The 11886-nt window shown below is 72.6% G+C and carries 10 protein-coding genes; 9 read left to right on the forward strand and 1 reads right to left on the reverse strand.

Features of this window, described 5'->3' with window-relative positions; genetic code table 11:
- Positions 1-2: 2 nt before the first annotated feature.
- From ACZ6RT_RS05765 to ACZ6RT_RS05800, 8 genes are all read left to right on the forward strand, one after another.
- Positions 3-1706 carry a class I adenylate-forming enzyme family protein gene (locus ACZ6RT_RS05765; RefSeq protein WP_470152379.1) on the forward strand — a complete coding sequence of 568 codons (1704 nt, stop codon included), beginning with the start codon at positions 3-5 and terminating at the stop codon, positions 1704-1706.
- Positions 1703-3067, forward strand: coding sequence for a KamA family radical SAM protein (locus ACZ6RT_RS05770; RefSeq protein ID WP_470152380.1), 1365 nt, complete (start codon positions 1703-1705; stop codon positions 3065-3067). The genes ACZ6RT_RS05765 and ACZ6RT_RS05770 overlap by 4 nt, the downstream gene beginning before the upstream one ends.
- Positions 3064-4101: an ATP-grasp domain-containing protein gene (locus ACZ6RT_RS05775; protein WP_470152381.1), complete on the forward strand. Its 1038-nt coding sequence runs from the start codon at positions 3064-3066 to the stop codon at positions 4099-4101. The genes ACZ6RT_RS05770 and ACZ6RT_RS05775 overlap by 4 nt, the downstream gene beginning before the upstream one ends.
- Position 4102: 1 nt before the next feature.
- Entirely contained in the window at positions 4103-5365 is a 1263-nt protein-coding gene (locus ACZ6RT_RS05780; RefSeq protein ID WP_470152382.1) for an AMP-binding protein, read from the forward strand.
- The gene (locus ACZ6RT_RS05785) at positions 5362-6666 is read left to right on the forward strand and encodes an MFS transporter (RefSeq protein ID WP_470152383.1); all 1305 of its coding nucleotides are present in this window, start codon (positions 5362-5364) and stop codon (positions 6664-6666) included. The genes ACZ6RT_RS05780 and ACZ6RT_RS05785 overlap by 4 nt, the downstream gene beginning before the upstream one ends.
- Entirely contained in the window at positions 6663-7541 is an 879-nt protein-coding gene (locus tag ACZ6RT_RS05790; RefSeq protein ID WP_470152384.1) for an SDR family NAD(P)-dependent oxidoreductase, read from the forward strand. Before ACZ6RT_RS05785 ends, ACZ6RT_RS05790 begins: the two co-directional genes overlap by 4 nt.
- Positions 7538-7960 (forward strand): hydroxyphenylacetyl-CoA thioesterase PaaI, encoded by a 423-nt coding sequence (gene paaI, locus ACZ6RT_RS05795; RefSeq protein ID WP_399194273.1) that lies wholly within the window; start codon positions 7538-7540, stop codon positions 7958-7960. The genes ACZ6RT_RS05790 and paaI overlap by 4 nt, the downstream gene beginning before the upstream one ends.
- A 72-nt stretch (positions 7961-8032) precedes the next feature.
- Positions 8033-9295, forward strand: coding sequence for a phenylacetate--CoA ligase family protein (locus ACZ6RT_RS05800; RefSeq protein ID WP_470152385.1), 1263 nt, complete (start codon positions 8033-8035; stop codon positions 9293-9295).
- Between the two features lie 64 nt (positions 9296-9359).
- On the opposite strand, the gene ACZ6RT_RS05805 is transcribed toward ACZ6RT_RS05800, so the two are convergent.
- Positions 9360-10823: an MFS transporter gene (locus ACZ6RT_RS05805; protein WP_470152386.1), complete on the reverse strand. Its 1464-nt coding sequence runs from the start codon at positions 10821-10823 to the stop codon at positions 9360-9362.
- Between the two features lie 144 nt (positions 10824-10967).
- On the opposite strand from ACZ6RT_RS05805, the gene ACZ6RT_RS05810 reads away from it, so the two are divergent.
- Positions 10968-11858, forward strand: coding sequence for a LysR family transcriptional regulator (locus tag ACZ6RT_RS05810; RefSeq protein WP_470152387.1), 891 nt, complete (start codon positions 10968-10970; stop codon positions 11856-11858).
- Positions 11859-11886 lie beyond the last annotated feature (28 nt).

An 11886-nucleotide genomic window follows, 5' to 3' on the forward strand; every position in this document is an offset into this window, starting at 1 on the left:
CCATGCCTGACGCCACCTCGATCGCGCCGTTGCCGGTCCGGCGATCACTAATGACCGAGCCGGACCTCGGCGCGGGGAACTTCCTGCAGTACGCCCTGGAGGCCAACCCCAACCGCGGGGTGCCGTTCGTGTACGGCCACCACGACGACCACCGCGGCCGGGTGGTGCTGCGCGGCCACAGCCTGACCGACCTCGCGGCGCTGCGCGACCGGTACGCCGCCTGGTACCACGCCAACGGCGTACGGCCCGGCGAGCCGGTGGGCGTCGTGGTGGGGGAGGGGCTGGAGCCGCTGCTCCACTTCCTGGCCCTCACCGCGCTCGGCGCCGTACCGGCGATGGTCAACGACGCGATGCGGCTCGACACCATGGTCCGCTACCTCGACCACGTCGGTGTCGCCGGTGTGGTGGCCGACGACCCGACCCGGCTGCGCCTCGCCTACCGTGACGCGCCGCACAACAGGCCGCGCTTCATCGTCCCGGCCGCGGAGGTGAGGGCCCACGGCGCCGACCCGTCCGCGCTCCCCGCCGAGTACCCCTACCGGCACGCCCCGGACGACGTCGTGGCGCTGATCCACTCCTCCGGCACCACCGGAACGCCCAAGTCGACGATCCTGGGCCACCGGCAGTTCTGGGAGGGCAAGCAGCCGCGCATGCTCCGCTTCCCCGCCGAGCCGTACGACAGGCTGATGTCCCTCATGCCGCACACCCACGCGGGCGGGCTCAGCTACTTCCTCACCGCCGTGCTGCTCGGGCTGCCGACCGTGATCATGGCGGACTGGCGGCGCGCGGTCGTGGAACCGGTCATGGAGGCGTTCCAGCCGACCATGATGGCCTCGTTCCCGCGGACGTTCGTCGAGCTCGCCACCGGGGAGCTCCCGGTCAGGGGCGCGGCGAGGGTGCACTCCTGGTTCAACACCGGGGACAGCGCGCACCACGGGCACATCAGGCGGCTGGTCCGGCTCGGTGAGCGGCCCGCCGGCCTGATCAAGCCGTGGCTGCTCCCGGACGGCGCCGCGGCGGGCGAGCCGCTGCCCGGCTCCCAGTTCATCGACGGCCTCGGCTCCTCCGAGATGGGGATGGCGCTCTTCGGCCAGGTGACCACGCCCGAGAGCCCGCGGGACGACCGCTGCGTGGGCAAGGCCCAGGAGGCGGTGATCAAGGCCGCGGTGCTCGACGAGAACGGCGAGGAGGTGCCCGACGGCACCGTGGGCCTGCTCGCGGTGATCACGCCTTCGCGTACCCCGGGGTACTGGAACGACCCGGGGCTGACCCGCAGCTTCGAGCTCAACGGCTACTGGCTCACCGGCGACGTGGCCCGCAGGGACGGCGAGGGCAACTTCTACCACCTCGACCGGACCGCGGACGTCATCGAGACCGCCGACGGGCCGGTCTACAGCCTGCCCGTCGAGGAGGTCCTGATCGCCGACTGCGCCGCCCTCGTCCAGGACTGCTCGGTCGTCGGCGTACCCGGGAAGGCGGGGGAGGGGCAGCGCCCGATCGCCGTGGTGCGGCTGCAGGCCGACGCCGGCGACGTCACCGCCGACGAGGTACGGGAGAAGGCCAACAAGGCCCTCGCCGACGCGGGCCTGGCCACGCTCGACGCGGTGGTCATCGCCCGGACCGGCGACGACCTCCCCCTCGGTCCCACCGGCAAGGTGCTCAAGCGCGAGCTCCGCACCCGGCACGCCGCGATGTTCACCCGATGAACACCGACGCCTCCCACCGCCCGTACACCTACGTGCGCCGGCCGCTCGTCGAGCCGGACTGGCGGCGGCTGCCGGGCTGGCGCGGCGTCGGCGACGCGCAGTGGCGCGACGCCCGCTGGCAGCGCGCCCACTGCGTGAAGAACGCCAGGGAGCTGCGCGCCGTCGTGGGCGACCTGCTCCAGGACTCCTTCTACGCCGACCTGGCGGCCGACGTGGAGCGGTTCGCGACCATGTCCATGCTGATCCCGCCGCAGATGCTCAACGTGATGGCGCCGCAGGCCGGGAGCGACCCCGCCTCCTTCACGGAGGCGTTCATGGCGGACCCGGTGCGCCGGTACATGCTGCCGGTGCACTCGGACCGCCACCCGCGCTGGCCCAGCCACCCGCGCGCGCAGCGCGACTCGCTGCACGAGGCGGAGATGTGGGCGGTGGAGGGGCTGACCCACCGCTACCCGACCAAGGTCCTGGCCGAGCTGGTGCCCACCTGCCCGCAGTACTGCGGGCACTGCACCCGGATGGACCTGGTCGGCGCCTCGACCCCGCAGGTCGTCAAGACCCGGCTCGTCCTCAAGCCGGCCGACCGGCAGGAGCTGATGCTGGACTACCTCAAGCGCACGCCCGGCGTGCGGGACGTGGTGGTCTCGGGCGGCGACGTGGCCAACGTGCCCTGGCCCCGGCTGGAGACGTTCGTGCTGCGGCTGCTGGAACTGGAGTCCGTACGCGACATCCGGCTGGCGACCAAGGCGCTGGTCGGCCTGCCGCAGCACTGGCTCCAGCCCGGCGTGCTCGAGGGGATGGCCCGGATCGCGGGCCTCGCCCGGCGCCGCGGGGTGAACCTGGCCGTGCACACCCACGCCAACCACGTCCGGTCGGTGACGCCGCTGGTGGCCGAGGCCGCCAGGGCCCTGCTGGACGCGGGGGTGCGGGACGTGCGCAACCAGGGCGTGCTCCTGCGCGGGGTGAACACCACCCCGGCCGACCTGCTGGACCTGTGCTTCGCCCTGCAGGGCGAGGCGGGCATCCTGCCGTACTACCTCTACCTCTGCGACATGATCCCCAACGCGGAGCACTGGCGGATCCCGGTGCACCGGGCCCAGCGGCTCCAGGAGGCCATCATGGGCTACCTGCCCGGCTACGCGACGCCGCGCATCGTGTGCGACGTGCCGTACGCCGGCAAGCGCTGGGTGCACCAGGTGGTCGAGTACGACCGGGAACGCGGCATCTCGTACTGGGCCGGAAGCCACGGGACGGGCCTCGACCGCGACGGTCCCCAGGACCGCCGGTTCCCCTTCTACGACCCGATCGACACCTTGCCCGAGTCGGGCCGCCGCTGGTGGGCCGACGGAGAGGGACGACCATGACCCCGGCCACCCCGGCCACCCCCGCCGCCGCGAGCACGCTGCGCCGCATGTGCTGGATCTTTCCCGACAGGGAGTCGAGCCGCGCGACCGCGATGTGGCACGACTTCTTCTGGGACGTCTACGCCGACGTGGCCGCCGAACTCGGCCTGGGCTGGACCAGGCACGCGCCCGACGCCGTGACGGTCGACCTGCTGGGCCCCGGCGGGCCGCGCGTCCACGTGGACGACGAGCTCGTCACCCCCGAGGACACGCTCTTCATCACCGCGCTGTACTCGCTGCCGTACCAGTCCATGGACATCTTCAACCAGTACGCGCTGTACGCGGTGCTGGAGCGGGCCGGCTTCTACCTGTCGTTCCCGCCGGGCCTGTCGGCCGTCGCCAACGACAAGCTGGCCACGATGCTCCACCTGAGGGACTCGCCCGTCCCGATCATCCCCACGCTCCGCATCGGCACCGGGCGGGACATCGGCAAGCACCTGTACGAGGTGGCGCTCAAGGACCTCACCTACCCGGCCATCGTCAAGCCCGCGGGATGGTGCGGCGGCGGCGGGGTCAACCTGGCCCGCGACTCCGAGGAGATCCGGGGCCTGGCCAGCCTGGCCCAGGGCGGCGACACCACCCTCGTCATCCAGCCCTACCTGGGCGACGGCACGGTCGACTACCGGGTCTACGTCGTCGACGGCGAGCCGTACGCCGTCATGAAGCGCATCCCCGAGCCCGGCTCGCCGGTCGCCAACGCCAGCCGCGGCGCCACCATGGAGTTCCCGCCGGTCCCCGCCGAGCTGGCGGAGGCGACGGCGTACTTCTACCGCAAGGTGCCCGTCCCGTTCTTCTGCGTCGACTTCCTGTTCGACGGTGAGCGCTTCTGGTTCTCCGAGCTCGAACCCGACGGCGTGATCGCCCCCGACTACGGCGATCCGGAGCGGAAGCTCCAGCGGGACATCACCCGGGCGCGCTGGATCGCCTACCGCGACGCCCACGCCCGGTGGCTGGCCGCGGGCGCCGCGGACACGACCATTGAAAGCTGGTTCTGACATGACCGAATCGTTCTCGCCGTCGCCCGGCGACACGGCCGCGTCGTTCTCGCTGTCGCCCGAGGCGGCCGAGCCGCACCTGGGCGTTCCCCGCCGTTCCCTGGAGCGCCTCCGGAGCGTGCCGGAGCTCGCGCCGCGGTACGCGGGCCACGAGAAGGTGCTCACGCTGGGGGACGTCGCCGCCCTGCCGGTCCTGGTGAAGGACGACCTGAACGTGGCCCTGGCGCACCTGAGCCCGAAGGCCGGGCGCGGCGCCACCTGGATCTTCCAGAGCGGCGGCAGCACCGGCGCTCCCAAGGTCGGCCACGCCCCCACCGGCTTCTACATGGACGGCGTGTACGAGCGGTGGCGCCCCCTGGAGCGGGACGACGTCTTCGTCAACGCCTGGGGCGCGGGCCGCATGTGGGGCGCCCACTTCCTGGCCGCCGCCTTCGCCGACCTGTCCGGGTGCGACGTCATCGCGCTGGGCTCGGTCGGCAGGGAGGAGTACGGCGACTGGCTGGGGTTCTTCGCCGCCAGGGGCGTGACCGCCATCGGCGGCACGCCGAGCGTGCTGCGCCTGTGGTTCGCGCACGCCCGGGCGGCCGGGACGACCCTTCCCGCGCTGCGCAAGGTGCTCTGGCTCGGGGAGGCGTGGCACCCGCAGCTCGACGAGGACATCGCCGAGGTCGCGCCGCTGGCGCGCCGCTGGGGCATGTTCGGCAGTACCGAGACCTGGGTCGCCGGCACCAACACCCCGCGGTGCCCGCCGGACGTCTTCCACCTCCTGCCGGACCAGCTGGTGCACGTGGACGCGGACGAGCTGCTGGACTTCACCACCCTGAATCCGGACATGCTCAACCCGGTGCTGCGGTACCGGACCGGTGACGCGGGCCGGTTCGTGACGTGCGAGTGCGGCGGCGAGGACAGGGCGGTGCGGATCCTGGGCCGCCGCGACTCGGTGGTACAGGTGCGCGGGCTGGGGCTGCACGTGAACGACGTCGTCGAGCGGGCCGAGCGGGAGCCCGGGGTCTCACGGGCGCAGGTCCTGATCACCGAGCGGCGGGGCCGGGTGTCCACGGTGGACGTGCTGCTGCTCACCGACCGGGACGCGCCGCCGGACCTGGCGGAACGGCTGCGCGCGGACCTGATGTCCTCGACGTTCACGATCAGCACGGCGTTCCAGCACGACCCCGGGTCGTTCCGGGTGGAGGTCGTCGACGCGCTGGTCAGCAACGATCGCACCGGGAAGACCGCGGCCTTCGTCGTACGGGAGGAGCCATGAGGCCGACGGGCTCCGCGGGCTCCCCGGCGTCCACGGGCTCTCCGGGTTCCACGGGCCGGGAGTTCAACCTGCTCTGGGGCGGCCAGACGGTGAGCCTCCTCGGGGACCGGATCACGGTGTTCGTGGTGCCCGCCCTGATGATCTTCGCGTTGGACGCCTCGCCGTTCGAGGTGGGCGTGGTGGCCATGGCCCAGTACCTCGGCATCCCCCTGCTGGGACCGGTCGCCGGCGTGCTGGTCGACCGGTGGGACCAGCGCCTGACCCTGGTGATGTGCGACCTGGTGAGGCTGGCGGCGGTGATCGCCATCCCCGTGACGTACTGGTGGGGGGTGCTGTCGACGCCGGTGCTGTTCGCCTGCGTGGCGCTGATCAGCGGCGCCACGATCTTCTTCAACGTCGGGTACCTGGTGGCCGTGCCCGCCACGGTGCCGCAGGACCGGCTGGTCGGGGCGTACTCGCGCCTGGAGGGCAGCAGGACGGTGTCGGAGGTGGCGGGCCCCTCGGTGGCCGCGGGGCTGTACCACGCGCTCGGGGTGGCCGCGTTGCTCGTGGACGCGGCGACCTACCTGGTCTCCGCCCTCTGCCTGCGCTCCATGCGGCCGTGGGGGACCAGGACGGTCCAGCAGGGGTCGGTGCTGTCGCGGCTGTCCCTGGGGTTCCGGCTGAACTGGGCCGACCCGGTCCTGCGCCGGGTGATCGTCGCCGCCGTGATCCTGAACTCGGGCGGGCCCGTCTTCGTCACGGTCCTGCCGGTGCTCGCCTACCAGGGCCTGGGCGTCTCGGTCGGCGTGTTCGGGGCGGTGATGTCCGCGGCCGCGGTCGGCGCGGTGCTCGGCGCGGTCGCCGCGCCCAGGATCGCCGGCAGGCTGGGCCTCGGGCGGACCATGGCGTGGGCGCTCCTGCTGCACTGCCTGGTCGGCGTGGGCGTCCTCGCCGCGCCCGCGCTGCCGCCCGCGCTCGTGATCGGCGTGACCATCGGGTTCTACGGCTTCTTCATGTCGTGCATCAACGTCTGCAGCGCCCCGATCCGGCAGTCGCGGATGGCGGCGGAGAACCAGGGGGTGACGCACGCGGCCTTCCGTACCGCCACCTGGGGGGTGATCCCGCTGGCCGCCTTCCTCGGCGGCCTGGCGGTCACCCTGCTGACCGACGACCTCGGCGTGCTCGGCGCGACCAGGACGGTCATGGTCGCCGGCACGCTGCTGGCCGCCCTGTCGTTCCTGCCGGCGACGAGGATCCAGCCGCTGCTCGACCAGGCCGAACGGCGGGCCGAGCCGGAACCCTCGGAGAGCACGTCATGACGGCGCGGCGCGGGACGGTGCTGATCACGGGGACGTCGTCGGGCATCGGCCTGGCGACCGCGGTCACCGCGGCCAGGGCGGGGTTCTCCGTGGTGGCCACGGTGCGCGACCCGCACAGGACGCGCGAGCTGCTGGAGGAGGCCGGCCGGGCCGGGGTCACGCTGGACGTCCGCCGCCTCGACGTCACCGACGAGGAGTCCGTCGCCACCTGCCTGCGGGGCGTACGGGAGGCGCACGGGGGACTGGACGCGGTGGTCAACAACGCCGGGATCTCCAACTTCGACCCCACGATGGAGATGTCGACGACGGAGGCCCTGCGGGCCAACCTGGAGGTGAACTTCTTCGGGGTCGTCGCCGTGAGCCGCGCCGCGATGCCGCTGCTGCGCGCCGCCGGGGGCCGCCTGCTGAGCGTCGGCAGCGTGCACGGGGTCGTCGGCCAGCCCTTCAACGAGGCGTACGCGGCGGCGAAGTTCGCCGTCGAGGGCTTCATGGAGAGCCTCGCGCCGGTCGCGGCCGAGCACGGTGTCAAGGTCTGCGTGGTCGTGCCCGGCTTCGTGCACGACACCCGGTTCGGCTACTTCCCCGACATCAACCGGCAGACGATCCAGGCCGCCTCCGGGCCGTACGCGCGGACGTTCTCCGGCTACATCGACCGGCTGGCCGGTCAGGGCTGGGGAGGAGGCCAGTCGAAGTGGGAGGTGGCCGAGGTGGTGGTGGGCGCGCTGACCGCGGAGGAACCGCCGTTCCGCATCCCGACCAGTGACCGGGTGGCCGGTTATCTGGCGCACAAGCTCGCCGACGGGGACGGGTCGGCCGTCCAGGCCCTGGCCAGGACCTGGGTCGCGGGCACCGGGCCGACGGTGAGGCAGGCATGAGCGCGGAACAGGACCCGCCCCGGACCGCCTACGAGGAGGACCCGGCCTGCCGGTCGCTCGGCATCGTCATCGAGGAGATCACCACGGGACGGGCACGGCTGCGGATGCGCGTCTCCGAGGACATGATGAACGGGCACGGGATCGCCCACGGCGGGTATCTCTTCCTCCTCGCCGACGCCGCGTTCTCCTACGCGTGCAACACCCACGGCCCGGTCACGCTGGCGCACAGCGCGCAGGTGACGTTCCTGCGCCCGGCCGCCGCCGGCGACCAGCTGGTGGCCGAGGCGGTGGAGCGCGTCCGCCACGGCAGGGGCGGCGTGTACGACGTGACCGTGCGGCGCGCCTCGGGTGAGGTCGTCGCCGAGTTCCGCGGGCAGAGCGTGATGGTCTCCGGCACGCCCGCGAGGACGCCGCGATGAGGGCGGCCGTCGCCCCGCGCCGCCCGCACCCCGCTCCGCGGCGCGACGTACCGACTAGACAAGGAACGACACATGCCCGCTAAGCCATTGCACGTCCTGGTCGACTTCGCCCGCAGGAACTCCCCGTTCTACGCGGAGCTGTACCGTGACGTCCCGGACGTCGTCTCCGACCTCACCCAGCTGCCGATCATCGACCAGACGGAGTTCTGGGCCGCGAACACGTGGCCGGACAACCGGCTGCTGACCGGACCGCTGACCGACGCCGGCGTGTACACCTCCGGCGGCACCACCGGGGCGCCGAAGTTCTCCCCCTGGACCCGCACCGAGCACGCGGACTCGGTGACCGCGTTCGGGGCCGGCATGGTCAGGGCCGGCCTGAGGCCGGGGCACCGGGTGGCGAACCTGTTCTTCGCCGGGGAACTGTACGGGGGGTTCCTCTACATCGAGAACGCCCTGCACCACGCCCCGGTGGAGAACGTGCGGCTGCCCGTCGGCGGCGCCACGACGAACGAGTACGTCGCCGACCTGATCACCGTCTTCGGCGTCAACGTGCTGGCGGGCCCGCCGATGAAGCTCGGCGCGGTGGCCGAGGTGGTGAGCGCCCGGGGGCAGGCGGCCGACACGGTGGAGCTGCTGCTGTTCGCCGGCGACCTCCTCTTCGACGACCTGCGGCCCCAGCTCACCAGGGCCTTTCCCAAAGCCGCGATCGCCTCGCTCGGGTACGCGTCGGTGGACGGCGGGCTGATCGGCGGGCCGGTGCCCGGCGACGACCCGCGGGTCCACGAGGCGTTCCCCGACCGCACGATCGTGGAGCTGGTCGACGAGGTGACCGGCGAGCCGATCACCGTGCCCGGCGTACCGGGCCGGGTGGTGGTCACCAACCTGTTCCGGACCCTGATGCCGATCATCCGGTACCCGGTCGGGGACCTGGCCGAGTGGGCCGGCGACGACCTCCGCCGGTTCCGGCTGGTCGGCAGGGCGATCGAGGGAGCCCGGGTGGGGATGGTGACGATGAGGACCGAGGACGTCCGCGCGGCGCTCGCCTCGGCCGACCCGGACCGGGTCGTGTCCGGGGTGCAGCTGGTGCAGCGCCGCTGGGACGGCAAGGACGGCCTGGTGCTGCGGCTCGCCCACGCCTGCGCCGGGGAACCCCCGGCGGAGCTGACCCGCAGGCTCGTCGACGCCGTCCACGAGGCCCGCCCGCTGTACCCCGACCACGCGGACGAGGGTTTCATCCACCCCCTGTCGGTCGAATGGGTGCGCCCGTCCGAGCTGGTGACGAATCCGCGCACCGGCAAGCTGGTGCAGGTGGTGGACGAACGCTCCCACTCCTGACCCCCTCCCGGCCGATCCCGATCCCGATCCCGATGCCACGCCCTGTCATGGGCCCGGTCCGTCGTCAGCCGAGGCCACCGCGAAGGGGCGTCGGCGCCGTGGCCGGGTGAGAGCCGGGGCGCGGCCGGAGAATCAGGACCACGACCAGCCCGAAGGTCACGAGGAGGGCCGCGACGGCGAAGGTCCAGTGCGTTCCGCGAGCCACCTCCGCCGGCGTGGCGGTGCCGACGTCGCCCGCGGCGAAGGCGAAGACGGCTCCCATGACCGACGCGCCGGTCATCAGGCCGAGGTTGCGGGAGAGGTTGAGCGTGCCCGACAGCAGGCCACGCCGACCCGAAGAGACGTCCTTCATCACCGCGGTGTTGTTGGCCGCCTGGAACAGCGCGTAACCGGCGGTGACGACGACCAGGGGCAGGACATACCCGATGACCCCGGCGGACGCGGGCGTCAAGGAGAGTGCCACGGCGCCGCCGATGATGCCGGCGAGCCCGGCCACCACCACGGTCCCGGACCCGAAACGGTCGGTGGCGCGGCCCGCCGGGAGGCCGGTCAGGGCGGCCACGGCGGGGCCCGCCGACATCACCAGGCCGACGAGGGCCGAGTCGAGGCCGAGCGCCCAGGCCAGATGGAAGGGCCCCACGACGAGAGTGGTCATCATGACGGTCGAGACCAGAGCGCTCGTCGTCAGCCCGGCGGCGAGGACGGGGTCGCGGAACATCGACAGGGTGAGCAGCGGGGACGAGACCCGCTGCTCGACGACGACGAACAGGGCAAGGCCCGCCCCCGAGGCGAGGAGCAGCCCGACGGTGAGCGGGCCGAAGGAGTTCCCCTCGATCGTCATGGCCAGCGCGTAGGTCCCCAGCGTGATCGCCAGCAGGGCGGTGCCCACGCCGTCGAACCGCCCGCCTGCGAAGGTCACCGCCGGCGTGGAGCCCGGCAGCGCCCAGAAGGTGAGCGGGAGCGCGATCAGGCCGAGCGGCACGACGGCGAGGAAGACGGCGCGCCAGCCGAAGACCGTGATCAGGACGCCACCGAGGCCGGGGCCCAGCGCCGTGCCTACCGCCGACATCGTTCCGAGCAGCCCCATCACCCTGCCTGTGCGGTTCGCGGGCACCGTCTCGCCGACGACGGCCATGGTCAGCGCCATCATGCACGCGGCGCCGGCTCCCTGGAGCGCCCGGGCGGCGACCAGGATCGGAAGGTTCGGGGCGAGACCGCTCAGCAGCGTCGCGAGCGTGAACACGGCGATGCCGCCCAGCAGGACGCGACGCCGGCCGGCGAGGTCGCCGAGCCGGCCGGCTCCGACGATCAGGGTCGTGACGGCCAGGAGATAGGCGATCACGACCCACTGGACGTCGTTGAAGGCGGCGCCGAAGGCCACGGCGACGGCCGGCAGGGCGACGTTGGCGATGCCGGTGCCGAGCGAGGGCAGGAGCATCGAAAGTGACAGGGCGGCGAGTGCCCGGATCAGGGGCGGACGGCGTGCGGGCGGTGCCTGCTCGGGCTCGGGTTCGGTTGCTGCTTTCACGATGACGGCTCTTTTCGGGGTCGATGGCGCGATGGGGTCGTAACCGAACCTAGGTTTTGCCTCGACATGGCGGAAGGCGCAATATCGGAAAGCCATCTGTGCGTGAAACGCCATGTCATGGCTGGGTCGTGAGATCCTTCGCACATGGTCCGTCCCGATCTCAACCTGCTGGTCACCCTCGACGTCCTGCTCGAGGAGGGCAGCGTGACGCGGGCGGGGCAGCGGCTCGCGCTCAGTCCGTCCGCGATGAGTCGTGCGCTCGCGCGGTTACGGCGGGCCACGGGCGACCCGCTGCTGGTACGAGCCGGTCGAGGGCTGGTGCCCACGCCCCGCGCCCTGGAGCTGCGCGAGCGGGTGCGTGCCCTCGTCCAGGAGGCCGAGGCCGTCCTCCGGCCGGCCGAGAGGCTCGACCTGGCGACGCTGGAGCGGACGTTCGCGTTGCGCGGCAGCGACGGGTTCGTGGAGAGGTTCGGACCCGCGTTGGTGGCGGAGATCGGCCGCGAGGCACCCGGCGTGCGGCTGCGGTTCCTGCGGAAGACCACAAAGGACATCGCTCCCCTGCGGGAGGGCATGGTCGACCTCGAGGCGGGCGTCATCGAGAACGCCCTGCCTCCCGACGTGCTGGGCGAGCCCCTGTTCAACGACCGCTTCATCGGGGTGGTGCGAAACGAGCACCCGCTGAGCACCGGAAAGGTGACCGCGGCCCGGTACGCCTCCTCGCGGCACGTGAACGTCTCGCGGCGCGGCCTGACGGAGGGGCTGGTGGACGAGGTCTTTCGCGCGACAGGTCACGAGCGGGAGGTCGTCACGGTCGTGGACGGCTTCGGCGCCGCGCTGGCGCTGGCGGAGGCCTCGGACCTGGTCGCCACCGTTCCGGAGCGTCAGACCGCCGGCCTGCGGCGAGGGATGTGCTCCTTCGAGCTGCCCTTCCGCGCTCCCGAGGTGACGGTGTCGCTGATGTGGCACATCCGGCTCGACGCGGACCCGGCTCACCGATGGTTGCGCGACCGCGTGATCGACGTCTCGTCCTCCTAGTCACCCCCGATCATCACCGGGCCGGTGC

Source organism: Streptosporangium sp. NPDC050148 (genome assembly GCF_055586505.1).